Source organism: Martelella sp. HB161492 (assembly GCF_013184775.1).
Classification (GTDB): domain Bacteria; phylum Pseudomonadota; class Alphaproteobacteria; order Rhizobiales; family Rhizobiaceae; genus Martelella.
This window is the reverse complement of the sequence record NZ_JAATVV010000004.1, coordinates 96504-112565: the sequence shown is the minus strand read 5'-3', so window position 1 is coordinate 112565 and position 16062 is coordinate 96504. Positions and strand designations below refer to the sequence as shown.

At 58.7% G+C, this 16062-nt stretch carries 16 protein-coding genes; 7 read left to right on the top strand and 9 right to left on the bottom strand.

Features of this window, described 5'->3' with window-relative positions:
• Nucleotides 1-28: 28 nt before the first annotated feature.
• The 6 genes from fabG to gmk all read left to right on the top strand — a co-directional run bounded on the left by fabG (nt 29) and on the right by gmk (nt 5730).
• Entirely contained in the window at nt 29-766 is a 738-nt protein-coding gene (gene fabG / locus HCK86_RS08095; RefSeq protein ID WP_176083962.1) for a 3-oxoacyl-[acyl-carrier-protein] reductase, read from the top strand.
• Nucleotides 767-1044: 278 nt separating this feature from the next.
• Entirely contained in the window at nt 1045-1281 is a 237-nt protein-coding gene (locus HCK86_RS08090) for an acyl carrier protein (RefSeq protein ID WP_141147342.1), read from the top strand.
• Between the two features lie 206 nt (nt 1282-1487).
• The gene (fabF, locus tag HCK86_RS08085; protein ID WP_176083961.1) at nt 1488-2750 is read left to right on the top strand and encodes a beta-ketoacyl-ACP synthase II; all 1263 of its coding nucleotides are present in this window, start codon (nt 1488-1490) and stop codon (nt 2748-2750) included.
• Nucleotides 2751-2842: 92 nt separating this feature from the next.
• Nucleotides 2843-4039, top strand: a complete 1197-nt coding sequence (gene mltG, locus HCK86_RS08080) for an endolytic transglycosylase MltG (protein ID WP_176083960.1) — start codon at nt 2843-2845, stop codon at nt 4037-4039.
• A 145-nt stretch (nt 4040-4184) separates the two neighbouring features.
• On the top strand, nt 4185-5072 hold the full coding sequence (locus HCK86_RS08075; RefSeq protein ID WP_176083959.1) for a YicC/YloC family endoribonuclease: 888 nt from the start codon (nt 4185-4187) through the stop codon (nt 5070-5072).
• 13 nt (nt 5073-5085) lie between these two features.
• Complete coding sequence (gmk, locus tag HCK86_RS08070) at nt 5086-5730, top strand: guanylate kinase (RefSeq protein ID WP_176083958.1); 645 nt, start codon at nt 5086-5088, stop codon at nt 5728-5730.
• Between the two features lie 146 nt (nt 5731-5876).
• Here gmk and rsmA read toward each other — a convergent pair whose 3' ends face one another.
• The 7 genes from rsmA to HCK86_RS08035 all read right to left on the bottom strand — a co-directional run bounded on the left by rsmA (nt 5877) and on the right by HCK86_RS08035 (nt 14379).
• A complete protein-coding gene (gene rsmA / locus HCK86_RS08065; RefSeq protein WP_176083957.1) occupies nt 5877-6710 on the bottom strand; it encodes a 16S rRNA (adenine(1518)-N(6)/adenine(1519)-N(6))-dimethyltransferase RsmA in 834 nt (277 codons plus the stop codon).
• Nucleotides 6707-7717, bottom strand: coding sequence for a 4-hydroxythreonine-4-phosphate dehydrogenase PdxA (gene pdxA, locus HCK86_RS08060; protein ID WP_176083956.1), 1011 nt, complete (start codon nt 7715-7717; stop codon nt 6707-6709). The genes rsmA and pdxA overlap by 4 nt, the downstream gene beginning before the upstream one ends.
• 13 nt (nt 7718-7730) lie before the next feature.
• Complete coding sequence (locus HCK86_RS08055) at nt 7731-8678, bottom strand: peptidylprolyl isomerase (protein ID WP_176083955.1); 948 nt, start codon at nt 8676-8678, stop codon at nt 7731-7733.
• A 175-nt stretch (nt 8679-8853) separates the two neighbouring features.
• Nucleotides 8854-11211, bottom strand: coding sequence for an LPS-assembly protein LptD (locus HCK86_RS08050; protein WP_348641054.1), 2358 nt, complete (start codon nt 11209-11211; stop codon nt 8854-8856).
• Nucleotides 11212-11213: 2 nt separating this feature from the next.
• Nucleotides 11214-12296, bottom strand: a complete 1083-nt coding sequence (gene lptG, locus HCK86_RS08045) for an LPS export ABC transporter permease LptG (RefSeq protein ID WP_176083954.1) — start codon at nt 12294-12296, stop codon at nt 11214-11216.
• Nucleotides 12296-13447 (bottom strand): LptF/LptG family permease, encoded by a 1152-nt coding sequence (locus tag HCK86_RS08040; RefSeq protein ID WP_176083953.1) that lies wholly within the window; start codon nt 13445-13447, stop codon nt 12296-12298. Before HCK86_RS08040 ends, lptG begins: the two co-directional genes overlap by 1 nt.
• 50 nt (nt 13448-13497) lie before the next feature.
• On the bottom strand, nt 13498-14379 hold the full coding sequence (locus HCK86_RS08035) for a phosphatase PAP2 family protein (RefSeq protein WP_246739510.1): 882 nt from the start codon (nt 14377-14379) through the stop codon (nt 13498-13500).
• A 202-nt stretch (nt 14380-14581) separates the two neighbouring features.
• Here HCK86_RS08035 and HCK86_RS08030 point away from each other — a divergent pair, with 202 nt between their 5' ends.
• Entirely contained in the window at nt 14582-15031 is a 450-nt protein-coding gene (locus HCK86_RS08030) for a DNA polymerase III subunit chi (RefSeq protein WP_176083952.1), read from the top strand.
• A gap of 326 nt (nt 15032-15357) precedes the next feature.
• Here the strand turns inward: HCK86_RS08030 and HCK86_RS08025 are convergent, their stop codons facing one another.
• A complete protein-coding gene (locus HCK86_RS08025; protein ID WP_176083951.1) occupies nt 15358-15642 on the bottom strand; it encodes a DNA-binding protein in 285 nt (94 codons plus the stop codon).
• A 158-nt stretch (nt 15643-15800) separates the two neighbouring features.
• Nucleotides 15801-16037 (bottom strand): DUF2842 domain-containing protein, encoded by a 237-nt coding sequence (locus tag HCK86_RS08020; RefSeq protein WP_176083950.1) that lies wholly within the window; start codon nt 16035-16037, stop codon nt 15801-15803.
• Nucleotides 16038-16062: the final 25 nt, after the last annotated feature.

Here is a 16062-nt window from a genome sequence, read left to right as displayed (position 1 = left end):
CAGGAACACCTAAACGGGAGAGACATCCATGTTGGATCTTACCGGCCGCAAGGCTCTCGTAACCGGCGCCAGCGGTGGCATCGGAGAGGCAATCGCCCGCATGCTGCATCGTCAGGGTGCCACGGTCGGCCTCCACGGCACGCGTGCCGAGAAGCTTGAGGCTCTGTCCGCCGAACTCGGCGAGCGTGCCTTCGCCTTTCCGGCGGATCTGTCTGATCGCGACGCCGTCAAGGCGCTTGGTGAAAAGGCCGAAGCTGATCTCGGTGGCGTCGATATTCTGGTCAATAATGCCGGCATCACCAAGGACGGCCTGTTCGTCCGCATGAGCGATGCCGACTGGGACAGCGTGCTGGCCGTCAACCTTTCGGCAGCCTTCGTGCTGACCCGGACCATTATGCATCCGATGATGCGCCGCCGTTTCGGCCGGGTGATCAACATCACCTCGATCGTTGGCGTGACCGGAAATCCCGGTCAGGCGAATTATTGCGCGTCAAAGGCGGGCATGATCGGCTTTTCCAAGTCGCTGGCGCAGGAAGTGGCGCCTCGCAATGTCACGGTCAACTGTGTTGCGCCGGGCTTCATCGAGACGGCAATGACGGATAAGCTGAACGACAAGCAGAAGGACGCGATTCTCTCCGCCGTCCCGATGCGCAAGATGGGTAACGGCGATGATATCGCCGCTGCCGTGTCCTATCTTGCCTCAAATGAGGCCGGATATGTCACAGGACAGACATTGCACGTCAATGGCGGTATGGCGATGATCTGACCAAAGCTGCCTCCTGCCGCGTGTTGAATGCGGGCATTTGCCCGTCGACGCGGCCTGGGGCGCTTTTTAGGCTTTGCGCCGTGAATAAACCATGGTAAGCGGGCCGAGACTGGATTGAACCTTTCTTTTTTCTACCGTGTCGGAATGTCTTCCGGACTGGTGAATCGAGACAGGATCTTTAGGCTGCCGTGTCTTCCGTTCCAAAGGGAAAGGCTGGCGTAACGTTGGCGGATGCGTTTGCATCCCTTGAGAAATTGAGACAGGTCGAGGAAACCGACATGAGCGATATCGCAGAACGCGTTAAGAAAATTGTAGTTGATCATCTGGGCGTTGACGCCGACAAGGTTGTCGAAGGCGCAAGCTTCATCGACGATCTGGGCGCTGACTCGCTTGACACTGTTGAGCTGGTCATGGCTTTCGAAGAAGAGTTCGGCGTTGAAATCCCGGATGACGCTGCTGACTCGATCCTGACCGTTGGCGATGCCATCAAGTTCATCGAGAAGGCACAGGCCTGATTCTTCAGGAATGTTTCGGGTAGATTTCCAATTCAGTGGAAATCTACCCCATCGGGCCCGCTTTGCCGGGCCTTTTTCATAGGCGGCGGGTTGGCATGACAGTTCTGGCCGTTTATGTGCAGACATAATAGCAAAACGACGTAAGGGGTCAGGGCGGCACTAAGGGCCGTCGACGGGGGCTCCTTGAAACGAGGGTGGATCCGACGATGAGACGAGTCGTTATCACCGGCCTTGGCATGGTATCCCCGCTTGGTTGCGGTGTTGAACCCACATGGTCACGGCTGATTGAGGGCGCAAATGGCGCTCGCCGGGTAACCGAGTTTGAGGTCGAGGACCTGCCAGCCAAGATCGCCTGCCGCATTCCTGTCGGTGATGGTTCCGATGGCACCTATAATGCCGATGACTGGATGGAGCCGAAGGAACAGCGCAAGGTTGATCCCTTCATTACCTATGCCGTTGCCGCAGCCGACATGGCGCTGGCCGATGCTGACTGGCATCCTGAGGCCGATGAAGACCAGATTTCGACCGGCGTGCTGATCGGCTCGGGTATTGGTGGTCTCGAGGGTATCGTCGAAGCCGGCTACACGCTGCGCGATCGCGGACCGCGCCGTATTTCACCATTCTTTATTCCCGGCCGCCTGATCAACCTGGCCTCGGGTCACGTTTCGATCAAGCACAAGCTGCGTGGACCGAACCATGCTGTCGTGACCGCCTGCTCGACCGGCGCTCATGCCATTGGCGATGCCAGCCGTCTGATCGGCCTCGGCGATGCTGACGTCATGGTGGCCGGTGGCGCCGAATCGCCGATCTGCCGCATTGCGCTGGCAGGTTTCGCGGCCTGCAAGGCACTGTCCACCGATTTCAATGATGATCCGCAGCGCGCGTCTCGTCCCTATGATGTCGCCCGCGACGGCTTTGTCATGGGTGAGGGCGCGGGTGTGGTCGTGCTCGAAGAGCTGGAACACGCCAAGGCCCGCGGCGCAAAGATCTATGCCGAAGTCGTCGGCTACGGACTTTCGGGTGATGCCTATCACATCACCGCGCCGAGCGAGGATGGCGAGGGTGCGTTCCGCTGCATGACCATGGCGCTGAAGCGCGCCGGCATAAAGCCCGCTGATGTCGACTACATCAATGCGCATGGCACATCGACCATGGCGGACACGATTGAGCTTGGTGCTGTCGAGCGTCTGATGGGCGACGATGCTGCCAAGGTCTCCATGTCGTCGACGAAATCGGCGACCGGCCACCTTCTCGGGGCTGCTGGTGCGATCGAGGCGATTTTCGCAACGCTTGCCATTCGCGACAACATTGCCCCGCCGACGCTCAACCTCGATAACCCCGAGCGTGAAACGAAGATTGACCTGGTTCCCAAGGTTGCGCGCAAGCGCAGGATTGACATTGCACTCTCCAATTCTTTTGGGTTCGGCGGCACTAACGCATCGCTGGTCCTGAAGCGTTTTGCCGATTGATCAGTGCGTTACGGGATTTTGTTGCATCGCCGACATGTTCGCGCCGTTTTGCGCGCATAGTCCCTTTCGCCTTGTGAGATCGAAACACGAAGATGCATGCCGGCCCGTCGAGGGCCGGGTGCGTTTTGGGTGACATAGATGAAGGAGATCCGGTGAGCGAGCCCGGAAACAACAACGGTGATCAACCGAAGCGGAACAAGCGTCCGATCGTGCCGAAATCGGCACGCGAAGCACTTCGTCCTGAGAAGGTACCCCAGCCGACGGCCAAACACTCGCGCCGTGCCAAGAGCCAGCTGGTTATTTTCCTGAATTTCCTGATGTCGATTGCCGTCCTGGCCTGCATTTGCGGCGTTGGCGTCTATTTCTATGCAACATCGACCTACCGTGAGGCCGGACCGCTGAAGGCCAATGCGACCTTTACCGTGCGTTCGGGGGCGGGGCTGGCGGAGATTTCGACGGCATTGCAGAGAAGCGGAATCATCACCGATTCGCGGGTGTTCCGTTATGTCACCGCCGCGCGGTTCCGTGATGGTGAAACGCTGAAAGCCGGTGATTACGAGATCAAGGTTGGTTCCTCCATGCAGGAGGTTGCCGATCTGCTGCAGTCAGGCAAGTCGATTCTCTACAGCATTTCGATCCCCGAAGGGCTCACCGTCAAACAGGTCTTTGATCGGCTTTCGGCCGATGAGGAGCTGAGCGGCGATCTGCCGGCAAAGCTGCCGCCGGAAGGCAGCCTGATGCCGGAGACCTATAAATTCTCACGCGGAACCAGCCGGGAAGAGATCGTTCAGCAGATGGAAGAGGGGCAGTCCGCACTGGTCGATTCCATCTGGCTGAAGCGTGACGCCGATCTGCCGATCAAGAACAAGAAAGAATTTGTCACGCTGGCCTCGATTGTCGAGAAGGAAACCGGCATTGCCGACGAGCGCCCGCGGGTTGCGGCTGTCTTCATCAACAGGCTGAAAAAGGGCATGCGTCTGCAATCCGATCCGACCGTGATCTACGGGATCTATGGCGGTGATGGCAAGCCGTCCGACACACCGATCTACAAGTCAGATCTGGAGAAGGATACGCCCTTTAATACCTATATGATCAAGGGGCTTCCGCCCGGGCCGATTGCCAATCCGGGGCGGGCCTCGCTGGAGGCCGTTGCCAATCCCGCCCGTACCGAGGATATCTACTTCGTCGCTGACGGAAGCGGCGGGCATGCCTTTGCCTCGACGCTGAAGGAGCACAACGCCAATGTTGCCAAGTGGCGTAAGCTCGAGGCGGGCAAACAGCAGAACTGACGCGGGCGATCGGCGGCATGGTGCGGTAAAGCCGCACCATTCGCGCCGGCCCTCAAACTGCGTATGATCCGGGCAGCAACGGCTTTGATTCGTGCGTAATGTGGTTTTCCGGCGCTGTCATGGCGCCGCATCGGGAGGTTAAGACATGGCTGTGCAGTCAATGACCGGCTTTGCAAGCGCCAGCGGCCAGGAAGGGCGTTATCGCTGGAGTTTCGAGCTGCGTTCGGTCAATGGCAAGGGGCTTGACCTCCGACTTCGCCTGCCTTCCGGTTTTGAACATCTCGAAACCGAGCTCAGAACGCGCGCCGGAACGCTGCTGACGCGGGGCAATCTGCAGATTGCGCTTTCGGTTTCGCTTGCCGACAGCCGGCTCGATCTGGTGGTCAATGAGACCGTGCTGAACGCGGTTCTGGCACTGAAGGAAAGGCTCGGCGACAGGATCGATCCGGCGCCGCTTTCGCTGGAAGGTTTGCTTGGCATTCGCGGAATTGCCGATTTCAAGGAAGCGGAAGAGGATGATGCGGCCCTTGCCGCGCGTGATGCATCCATTCTTGCCGGTTTCGACGCAGCGCTTTCGCACCTTGTCGACATGCGCCGGGCCGAGGGTGAGAAGATTGCCGCCGTGCTTCTCGGGCAGATTGACAGGATCGAGCAGCTGACGGTGCGGGTTGAGCAGGACCCGTCGCGCAGTGCCGATGCAATTGCCCTGCGGCTCCGCGAGCAGGTGGCGCGTCTTGTCGATGCCCAGCCCTCGCTTGATCCGGACCGGCTTTATGCCGAAGCCGCGCTTCTGGCGACCAGGGCCGATCTGCAGGAAGAGATCGACCGTCTGCATGCCCATGTGGCAGCCGTGCGGACGCTTCTGGCAGAAGGCGGGCCCTGCGGGCGCAAGCTTGATTTTCTGGCGCAGGAATTTAATCGTGAAACCAACACGATCTGCTCGAAATCGAATGCCGTTGCGGTGACAACGGCCGGTCTCGAACTGAAAGTGGTCATCGACCAGCTTCGCGAACAGGTTCAAAATGTCGAATAGGATGGGGGGCTGAATGGCCGATCAAAGCGTAACCGTTAAACGTCGAGGCGTGATGCTGGTTCTGGCTGCACCATCAGGCGCGGGGAAATCGACGATTGCCCGCAGACTGCTGGCCGAGGATCCGATGATTGACCTGTCCATCAGCGCGACCACGCGGCCGATCCGCAAGAGCGAGCAGGAAGGCGTGCACTACTTCTTCATGAGCGAAGAGGCATTCAAGACGCGCCGCGACGAGGGCGCCTTTCTTGAGTGGGCCCAGGTTCACGGCAACTACTACGCAACGCCCAGAGCTGCGGTTGAAAAGTCACTCGCCGCCGGCCGGGACGTGCTTTTCGATATCGACGTTCAGGGCGCCGAGCAGCTCAAGCAGCAGATGCCTGATGATGTCGTCGGGATCTTCGTTTTGCCGCCTTCGATGAAGGAACTGAAAGCGCGTCTGCAGGCGCGGGCCGAGGACAGCAAGGCGGCGATGGATGTCCGGCTGAAAAATGCGATTGGCGAGATCGAGCGCTGGCGCGACTACGAATATGTCGTCATCAATGACAATCTTGAAGAGGCCTATGATCAGGTGCGTTCGATCATGATTGCCGAACGGGCTAAACGGACCTATCAGAATGTCATCCCGCATCATGTCGACATGCTGCTGAAGGGTGAATAGAGCGCATTCGGCCATTCGGAGGCAGACGCACTCTTGCCTTGTGATCAGCGCATCGGCTCGAAGATCTGAATCGATCTTCGAAAAGAATGATACGTAGATTCAATAAGATAGAGTGTCCTGGTGCGTCCAAAAGGACGCACGGCGCTCTAGTCTTCAAGCGCTGCCGCCAGCCTGCAGAATTCGGCGACATCCAGCGTCTCGGCGCGCCGCGTCGGCTCAATGGCTGCGCGGGCCAGCAATGCTTCGCCGCCAAGGCTCTTGAGGCTCTGTCGCAGCATTTTGCGCCGCTGGCCGAAGGCCGCATGGGTCACGCGTTCCAGCGTCTGCGCTTTGACGGCGATCGGCGTTTCGAGTGGCGTCAGATGGACAACGCTTGACGTTACCTTTGGCGGCGGCGTGAAGGCCTGGGGCGGGACATCGAAGGCTATTTTCGCATCCGTGCGCCAGCCTGCGAGAACGCCAAGGCGGCCATAGGCGCTGTCGCCGGCATCAGCCGTGACACGTTCGGCGACTTCCTTCTGAAACATCAGCGTCAGCGACGTCCAGTAGGGTGGCCAGGCCTCCGGCAGCAGCCAGTTTACCAGCAACTGGGTGCCGACATTATAGGGCAGGTTGGCGATGATCTTGATCTTGTCGCCACTGGCCAGTGCGGCAAAATCGGTCTTCAGCGCGTCGCCCTCGATAATCTCGACTTTACCCGGATAGTGATCGGAAATCTGCTGAAGCGCCGGCAGGCAGCGTGGATCGCGTTCGATCACCGTCAGCTTTGCGACGCCAAGCGACAGGATTGCCCGCGTCAGCCCGCCCGGCCCGGGACCAACCTCGATAACATGGGCACCTTCGAGATTACCGGCCGTGCGGGCGATTTTCTGGGTCAGGTTGAGATCGAGAAGAAAATTCTGTCCGAGTGCCTTTTTCGCGTTCAGCCCATGGGTGGCCAGCACGTCACGCAGCGGCGGCAGGTCATCAATGGCGCTCATTTCGACGCCTCCGCCATGGCAGCCGCCATCTTTGCGGCCGAAAGCAGGCTCTCGACCCGTGCAACGCCCTTGCCGGCAATGCCGAAGGCTGTGCCGTGATCGGGTGATGTGCGGATGAATGGAAGGCCAAGCGTGACATTCACGCCATCATCAAAGCCCAGCGTTTTGACCGGTATCAGCGCCTGATCGTGATACATGCAAAGCGCAACATCATAATTCTGGCGGGCGGCGGCATGAAACATCGTATCCGCCGGAAGCGGACCGATGACGTCAATCCCCTCATCGCGCAGGCTGGCGAGAGCTGGACGGATGATCGTCTGTTCTTCCGTGCCCATTGCCCCATCTTCGCCCGCATGCGGGTTGAGCCCGGCAAAGGCCAGACGCGGGCGCTCAATGCCAAATTTCACCCGCAGGTCATGCGCCGTGATGCGGGCGGTCTCGACAATCAGATCAGCGGTGAGGCTATCGGGCACCCGCGACAGCGCAATGTGAATGGTGATCGGCACCACCCGCAGCTGCGGGCAGGCCAGCATCATCACCGGCATGACGGCTTGACCGGTTTCGCCCTGCGAAAGCGCCGCCAGAAATTCCGTGTGGCCCGGATAGGAAAAACCGGACTGATAGAGCACGGATTTTGCAATCGGATTGGTGACGACGGCTGCCGTCTTGCCGCGCATGGTGAAGCGCACCGCCGTTTCGATGGCGCTGATCGTGCCCGGCGCCGATCGCGGGTCCGGTTCGCCCGGCTGAACCGGGATGCCGGCATCAATGGTGAACACCGGCAAAGCCGTATCAAAGGTGGCGAGCGCGGTTTCAGGCGCTGAGACCGCTATGGGCAGATCAATCCCGATCATCCGGGCCCGCTCGACAAGAATGCGCGGGTCGCCGAGATAGATGAAGGGGGCGACACCGTTTTCACGGCGTTCAAACCACAGACGTGCTGCCAGTTCCGGGCCGATCCCCGCGGGATCGCCTTGTGTCAGCGCGAGCGGAAGCTTGCTGTCCATTCGATCTTACCACTTACTTCGAAGGCGTGACGATCTGCGCCTTGTCGCGAAGTTCCTTGAGATAGGCGTCGCTTTCCTTCTTGCGGTCATCCATGCTGGCATCTTCCTTCTGGCTCAGAAGAAGACGGGCCGTGTAATCGTCATTGGCAACCGATTTGGAGCAGATCGCGAGAAATTCCGCGCCCGCGGGCGTGGTGAAGACCGAGCCCGTATCACCCTTGGCGTCCTTCAGGGACTTGGCCCAGGGGTCGGGCAGCTGCGGCTCGAGATAGCGGCCGACATCGACGACGGTCACATCATGCAGGCCGGCGGCAAAGGTGATCGCGTCATCGCAGCCGGGGAATTTCGGCCTTGCCTGTTCGGCTTCGCGCTGACGTTTCGCCAGCAGGCTGTTGCGCTGCGATTCGGGAACGACAAAGACGATCCGTTTCAGCTGATACTCGGTGGTTTCGGGCTTCTTGCCCTCCTTCTCCAAGGCCTCAAGCTGCGGAATGAACTGCGAATCTGTAAGCGTCGAGCTTTGTCCATAACGGGCCGCGACAATGCGCTGCCAGCTCAGCGTGATGGCGATATAATATTTGAAATGCGCTTCGCCGACGCCGATCTGGTTCATGGCCTGTGTCAGCTGCGCGGTCGTCATATGGTTCGCCTTGGCGAATCCCTGGTAATACTGGTCGACATCCGCCGTGGTGACCGACATGCCGCGAAAGGCGATTTCCGCCTGCTTCAGCGCCTGATCGATCATGTCTTCGCGCGCCTTCTTGTTCAGGTCGCCCTTTTCGCCCATGACGCGCAACAAGGCTGCGCGTCGGCGAATATCGTCATTCGTGACCGGAACATTGTTGACGATAACGGCAATATCGACCGTGGCAGCGCGGGTGGGGGCGGGAGCGGCCGTCATACCGCCGATTGCGATCAGCACGGCGGTGATCGCGCCAAGGCCAAATGAAGCGGTTTTCATAGCGTTTCCTTTCCTGGAACCGTTTTGTCGGCGAAGTCCTGCGGCGCGCCGACACTCTCTCACTCAGGTCTTCGTCGCAAGTGTGACGCAGATCCATTTATCGCATCACAACCAAATGCCCAAATACAACGGCAAAAGCAAGACGATCTAATGCTAGTTATAGTTGTGTCGCCTGCTAGTTAAAGTTGTCGCCATCGGTGCTGCCATATCCGATGTCACCGAGCGTGCGCAGTGTCAGCTGGGCACCGATCTGCCAGGTTGCGGCCGAGGCGTTGCTGGTGTCCCATTTCTGCCGGTAAACGATCGAGAAGCTCGTGCAGATGTCCTCATAGGTCAGGCCGAACCAGCGCCGGGTCATCACATTGTTCTCAAGATCCCAGGTAAATGAACCGGATACCGACCAGTTGCTGTCCAGCTTTACCTTGCCCGTCGATTTTATCTCGCGACTGCTCGTTTCATATGCGTAGCCCGGCTGAGCGTCGACGGCGCTATAGGCAAAGGCCGTGGCAAGCCAGTCACCGTCAAATGCAAGGCCGGCATCGGTACGGTTCAGCGCCAGCGAATCCTTGTCCAGGCGCGCGCCGGCATTGAGCGAAATCCCCTGGGGGAAGCTCACGGAAGCGCCACCGACAAAATCGGAGACATCATCTTCAAGGCCCGAATCAATCCCGACGCCAGTGAGGTCATCCGTTGCATAGGAATTCAGTCCAGCCAGCTGATAGGACTGACCAAATGCACCGTTGACGAGGATGCCATCCTGAAACGAACCGGTGTAACGGAAGCCGACATTGGCGCGCGTTCCACCTTCCTCACGGTCATAGCCGGAGAACTTGTCGCGGCTGAAGAGGTTGGTGTAGTCGAACACAAGGCTCTGGGCATCCTCATTGGTGAGTTCGCCGGCATATTGCTCATTGTTGCGCACATAGATCTGGGCGATCGGCTCAATGATGTTCGAATTGCTGCCGTCTGTCAGCAGCCAGGGATAGCGCACTTCAAGACCCGCCGTGGCGAGACCGCGCGCTGCCGTGTTGGAATTGTTGAAATTGCCGGCATAAGGATAGGTGACATTGCTGACGTCATTCGGATTGGTCACATCCATGTAATTGCCGTCAGCCCGAAGGGCGAGCAGCGGAGTCATGACCAGCCCGGCCGGCCCGATCAACGTTTTCTGCCACTGAACTTCAGTCGTCAGCCGCGCATTGTCGCCTTCAAGGCCGAGGAATCGGGTGTTGACGGAGGTATTGTCAATATCGGATTCGCGCCGGTTGATGTTGGTCAGATTGCTGGTGACCGACAGCTCACCGCCATAGACCGGTTCCGGGGCGTAATACTGGTAGTCGATCGTCGGCAGCGCTGTTGCCTGCTTTTTCTCGCTTGCATCATGCGTGTCTGCGTCCTGCACGTCGAAATAGTTCGCTGTGACGGAGAAGGAATTGCGCTTGCCGAGGCCCTGCAGATAGACCTGATTGTTGAAGGTATCGTCGTCGTAGCCGGAAATGCTGTAGGTATTGGCGAAATCATTATCGCTCTGGGCCATCACGTCCCAGCCGAAAACCCAGCGCGGGTTGATGGAGAAGCTGCCCTTCGATGCGATGAAGCCGCGATTCTCAACGCTTTGATCGGCGGTCCCGGAATCGAAGCTGTCAGGGTTGGCCTGGGATATGCCGGCGAGACGAAGCGTATGAGTCCCGTTCGCATAGCGCTGGCGGTATTCCGCTTCGAGCATGAAGCCCTGCTGCGTATAGCCGGTCCCGGTAAAGGTGACATCCGAACTCGGGGTCAGCGGCAGGTAGTAGGGCTGGGAATAGGAAATGCCCAGATTGCTGCTCGAATTGATCGATGGAAACAGGAAGCCGGCCTTGCGCTTGACCGTGCCATCGGGCACCGAGATCGACGGCAGCAAAGCGATCGGCTTTCCGAAAATCTCGAAACTCGGATGTTCCAGCCGCACCGTGTGGGTCACGCCATCCTGAATCACGCGTTCGGCCCTGATCTGCCAGAGCGGCGGCTTGTCGGGTGTCTCCGAGCAGGGAACGCAAGCGGTGTAGATACCCTTGTCGACAATCATCTTGTTGCCGTCGAGGCGCTCGGCCTTTTGCCCGGCAATGGCGACGTTGTCGGCCGTCCGCATGCTGATCGAATCGGCAAAGCCATTGGCGAAATCGTCGGTCACATCGATACGGTCGGCATGCATCTTGTTGCCGCTGCTGTCGACTATCTCGACTTTGCCTGATGCGATCAGCCGGCCGCTCGCCTGATCATATTCGATTTGCTGTGCCACCATGCGATAACCATTATAGGCAATCTGCACGCCTCCGATGGCCATGATCTTCTGGCTGTCGTGATTGTAGACCAGTTCATTGGCCGTCAGCAGGAAGGGGGCCTGACTGTCAGAGGACTGCGAGGGCAGAGCGGGCAGGCTCTGGGCGAGGGCCGCATTGAATACACCACCCGTCGCCATCGACAGCGCAACGAGGCTGGACGAGACGAGCAGGCCTGCAAGACGGTGTTTGCTCAAAATACGCAGAGCCACTGCTAACCGTCCTCCTGATACAACAAAATGGTCAAACCCAACGCCATCGCTACAATCACCGGAATCCACGCCGCCAATATCGGCGGTAGAACGCCGCTGCTACCAAATGCCTTCACAAGCACGCTGACCACATAAAGCAGAAAGCCCGACAGGATGCCACCGAAAATCACGACAGGGGACTGTGCGAACCGAGAGAATTTCAGACAAACCGTCGCCGCGATCAATGTCATGGCGATCAAAAGTATCGGTAAGGATAACAAATAGTTATACTGAGTCTCAAGGCCTTTGGTCGAAATGCCGAACTGCTTGGCCGCGTCAATCTTGCGCGGCAGGTCGAAAAAGCTCACCATTTCGGGCTGCGCAAGGCTCTGCTGAACGAATTCCTTGTCCAGATTCGTCTGTACACGGGCGGTATCACGGTGAACGGAGACTTCACCCGGGCGAATCTCGGTCACATCCGAAAGCGTCCACCAGCCATCGCCCAGACGGGCGATCTTGGCATCCTGTCTGAGGGTGATTCGGTTGTTGCTGTCGAAATAGATCACCACCGCATCGGCAAGGCCCGTGCCGCCATCAATGATCTGGCGCCCGCCGATAATGGTATCCTGATCACCCGTGCGCTGCCGCAGCCATGGAACGATCTTGCTGTCCTGGCTGGATTTCCCCGATGCCATGGTCTGCATCTGCAGGGCTTTTGGCTGGGACCAGGCGTTGAGCGGGCTCAGTCCCATGACACTGACGAGGCCAAGCAGGAATGAGCCAAACACGAATGGCAGCATGAATTGCCAGACCGAGATGCCCGCGGCGCGCGTGACGACGAGCTCGTATTTCCGGTTCAGGGTGACAAGGGTGACCATGCAGGCAAACAGCGCGATGAAGGGGATCGTCTGTTGCAGCATTGCTGGCATCTGCAGCGCTGTGATGGCGGCTGCGATCAGCATGCCATTATCAACATTACTGCCGATGCTGCCGACGGTCTCGCTGAAATTGATCAGCAGAATCAGTGAGGAGATACCACCGAAGAACCAGAGAATGGTGATGATATAGCGCCGGAGGAAATAGCGGCCGAGGGTTGAAAACAGCATTATGATGCGGCTCCCGTTGCCTTGTCGCCTCTGCCGGAGCGTTCACGCAGACGTTGGGTCCATGAGGGCCTGGTCCGGAGCTTGTGCGGCCGCAGCAGAAGCACGACGCCAATTACCAGACAGATCACCGGTAGTCCGTATATCAGATAGATAAGTGCAGGCGTGTTTTCGGCCTCATTGGCGGCGAAGTGCGAGATCAGTCGCAGCACCAGTGTCAGGCCGAAAGCGCTTGCCATGGGGGGAACGCGCTTTTCGCGGTGCGAACGGGCGTCACCAACAATGACGATGGTGAAGAGGGCGTAGATGAAGGGCAGGGTCCAGTCCGTCAGCCGGCGCGCCAGCTCGGCCCTGTAGACCTCGGGTCGCCTGAGATAATCGGGATCGTTGCCGGGGTTGAGCAGGAAATTCAGGTCCCGGTCAGACGGGCGCCGACCCGTCTGGCTGCGGTCCTTGGTCAGCTCGGAAAGATCGAAGCTGTAGGAATCAAACTGGATGATCGAAACATTGCCGGCGGCATCCTGTCTCTGGACCTGCCCGTCCTTCATGATCAGCTGGCCGCCCGTCGAATCGACCGCTCCTTCCTGCGCATAATAGATGTAAGGGTTGGCGGGATCACGGTAATCGGCGACGAAAAGCCCGCGCAGCACACGGCCCGACAGGCGTTCGGAGATCTGCACATAGAGGCCGTCATCGACTTCGCGAAATGTCTTTTCCTCAATCACGGACGACAGGAGGTCGGCATAGACGGTGGCAATCACCTTCCGGATTTCACCGCGCGACGCGGGCTCGATGTAATTGATCAGCGAGAATGAAAAAACGCACATCGCCGCGGCCAGCAACAGAATCGGCCGGTAGATGATGCTGCGCCGCGCGCCGCCAGCGTCCATGACTGCCAGCTCGGAATCATTGTTCATCGCCGTCAGCGTCTGGGCGGCGGCGAGCACGATCGCGAAGGGCAGAACCGTGGGGACGACCGTGGGCAAGATCAGCGTGGCGAGAGTCAGGAATGACATGGCTGACTGGCCGTTGTCGGTGACCAGATTGATGCGACCGAGCACCTGGGTGAGCCACAGGATTGCCATGACCGGCAGCAGCACGGCCAGCACCATGCGAAAAGTCCGGGCCATGATATAGCGTTCAAGAATTTTCATATGCGCCGAACCGAATATCCCTGTGTGAGCAACCGCATATATCGGAATGCTCATATATTGCCTTGCGTCTCGTGCGTTATCGGTGAAGCCGGACGTGCTGCTTCGTGCCGCGTGAAAAGATACCAGATCCCGGAAAAAATAACGACAGATGAAAGCCATCCAAGTGCTGCATCTGAAAAATAATGTCCACCAAAGGCGACACGCATTGCTGGCGCTATCAACGCGGCTGCAACGAGCGGCGGCATGAGCACGGCACGGGCGCGCGGTGGTAGCAGAAACAGGGCAAAGCAGAACACCCATCCCGCACCGGCTGCCTCTCCAGAAATGAATGAGCAGTTCGAACCGCAGGCGCCGGAGAAATCACCGGCGGGAACGAAGCTCAGTGTTCCGCCGAAGAGATCGGTATTGCGTGGGCGGGGGCGATGGGAGAACTCTTTCAGCAGTCCGTTGACGAGCAAAGCCGGGCCGAGCAGCAGGGACACGATGCCTGCCATGATCCGGCGCCCCAGCGCAGCATCATAGCCTGCACGGCGGTCAAGGCGCATGACCGCAAGGCGGATCAGCAGATAGACGCCGAAGACAGGCGGCAGATAGAAGAAGATCCCGCGAAGATCGTTCAGAAACGCATTTTGCGCATAGGGGAAAACGCCGCAGACGGAAAGCGTCTTGCTATCGGAGCTGCACTGCGCCTCCTGGAAAAAGGAGCGGGCGATTGTCGTGTCGATCTGCGGAACAAAATAGAACAGCAGCAGCAGCAGTAACCAGGCGACCAGGGTTATCCAGAATATCTGAAGGGCGCGTGCTGAACTCAGTTCGGTCTCCCGTCCTTTGGAACCGGCACTGGGCGAGGGGATCGTGGGCAAATGAAATCTCCATGGCCGGGCTGGCAAGGACTCATGTGGCGAGGCGACGGGTTGATTTGCTTTTTTCATGGATGTGGCCCCTTCGGTCAACTCCTGCAGCCATGAAATCCGCGTGAACAGCCGTTTCTCGCAGGTCTTGAGGTGTCGCTTTGCCCTGCAAATCTGGAAAAATCATGTCCAGCTACAGGCGGGCCTGTCCGGTGTTGCCTTGATCTCCCCCGGCACACTATCATGCGGCGATCAAACCCGATCGTCATGCCTGGAGTGCTTTGTGACCGAAGTTCTGTTTTATCACCTGACGGAAGCACGTTGTGATGATGCCTTGCCGCCGCTTGTCGAGAAGAGCCTGGAACGCGGCTGGCGCATCGGTCTCAAGCTGAAGGATGAGGAAAGCTGCGCCCATTTTGATGGCCTGCTATGGACCTATAGCGACACAAGCTTTCTGCCGCACGGGCGTGACGATGAGGCTGACGGCGCCGAACAGCCGATCCTGTTGACCACCGGTTCTGAAAACCGCAATGGGGCCGATATCCGCTTCTTTGTCGGTGGAGCGCCCGTTGATGCTGTCGAGGGCTACAAGCGCGTCGTTGTCATGTTCGATGGCCATGACAATGATGAGCTTGCCCTTGCCCGGAGTGAATGGAAGCGTCTGCGTGGCGAAGGGCATGCGCTGACCTACTGGCAGCAGGGGATGGACGGTAGATGGTCAAAAAAATCATAAAAACATATGTTTGAAGATATTTCTTCCAGTGCTTTTAATTAAGGACCTGCCGTGGCAAGGGGGCAATCCTTTGCAGCTTCAGACAGCTTGCCGTGATGAGTTGCCCGGCCGGTTTTCTCGCCCGTCCCGTCAGCCTGGCGGCCTTGTCGTGAGCGCCGCCAGGCTGATTTTGCGAACCAAGATGAAGGCGCTCAAGACAGCAGTTCCGATTCGGGCCGGACGGCTTTGCCCATCGGCCCGAAAATCGGAATCGATTTTCGAAAGGAATGATTCGTTGCTTCAATAAGATGGAGCGTCCTGGTGCGTCCAAAAGGACGCATCGCGCTCTAGCCGTCATTGGTGGCATTGAGGTTTTCGGGTCTTATCCCATCAGCTCCGCCTTGAGGCCGGGTCAGACGCACGCCGGGTCCGCCGCCATCGTCGCCATTGGCAATGAAGGCGATGCCCGCGCCCTCGAGGAATTTCTTGAGCCTGGTGATGTCGTCCCAGTTGGCGCCGTCGAGTTCCGCCTGGTCGATTGCTTCCACCGACAGGCCCGATTGGCGGGAGAGTTCCGCCTTGCCGAGTCCGAGAAGGGCGCGGCCCGCGCGCAATTGCTGGGGTGAGATCATGGTCTTCTCCTTCGCTCTTTGCCCGGCGGCCAGATGAGATAAGCTGGCGCGTCATTCCGGCTGCAATGCTCGTCCTGTTTTCAGACAAACACAAGCCGCTCCTTGGTCGAACGTGCAGGCCTTGCGGTCAGTTCCCTGGCTTGTGGCCGGTGAGGAAACTACTCGCTTTCTGCCCTGTGCCCTGCCGGTCTGGCGACGGGGCCGGCCATCCATTTGATGATCACCATGGCCGGCAATATCCATAACAGGCCTGACAGTGCGAAATAGAGGAGTGCCACCCACCAGGCTTTGTCGCCAAGCATATGTGTGGCAATAAGCGTCGCTGCGAGCGCATAGACGATCACCAGAAGGATGATAAGGATGGTTCCGACGAATTTGCGCAGCCTGACCGGCACCTTCCATCTCCTGCTTGTCAAGGTG

Excerpts from the sequence above, each read along its gene's own strand:
- fabG (WP_176083962.1), top strand. The coding sequence starts at position 29 with ATGTTGGATCTTACCGGCCGCAAGGCTCTCGTAACCGGCGCCAGCGGT.
- HCK86_RS08090 (WP_141147342.1), top strand. The coding sequence starts at position 1,045 with ATGAGCGATATCGCAGAACGCGTTAAGAAAATTGTAGTTGATCATCTG.
- fabF (WP_176083961.1), top strand. The coding sequence starts at position 1,488 with ATGAGACGAGTCGTTATCACCGGCCTTGGCATGGTATCCCCGCTTGGT.
- mltG (WP_176083960.1), top strand. The coding sequence starts at position 2,843 with ATGCATGCCGGCCCGTCGAGGGCCGGGTGCGTTTTGGGTGACATAGAT.
- HCK86_RS08075 (WP_176083959.1), top strand. The coding sequence starts at position 4,185 with ATGGCTGTGCAGTCAATGACCGGCTTTGCAAGCGCCAGCGGCCAGGAA.
- gmk (WP_176083958.1), top strand. The coding sequence starts at position 5,086 with ATGGCCGATCAAAGCGTAACCGTTAAACGTCGAGGCGTGATGCTGGTT.
- rsmA (WP_176083957.1), bottom strand. The coding sequence starts at position 6,710 with ATGAGCGCCATTGATGACCTGCCGCCGCTGCGTGACGTGCTGGCCACC.
- pdxA (WP_176083956.1), bottom strand. The coding sequence starts at position 7,717 with ATGGACAGCAAGCTTCCGCTCGCGCTGACACAAGGCGATCCCGCGGGG.
- HCK86_RS08055 (WP_176083955.1), bottom strand. The coding sequence starts at position 8,678 with ATGAAAACCGCTTCATTTGGCCTTGGCGCGATCACCGCCGTGCTGATC.
- lptG (WP_176083954.1), bottom strand. The coding sequence starts at position 12,296 with ATGCTGTTTTCAACCCTCGGCCGCTATTTCCTCCGGCGCTATATCATC.
- HCK86_RS08040 (WP_176083953.1), bottom strand. The coding sequence starts at position 13,447 with ATGAAAATTCTTGAACGCTATATCATGGCCCGGACTTTTCGCATGGTG.
- HCK86_RS08035 (WP_246739510.1), bottom strand. The coding sequence starts at position 14,379 with ATGAAAAAAGCAAATCAACCCGTCGCCTCGCCACATGAGTCCTTGCCA.
- HCK86_RS08025 (WP_176083951.1), bottom strand. The coding sequence starts at position 15,642 with ATGATCTCACCCCAGCAATTGCGCGCGGGCCGCGCCCTTCTCGGACTC.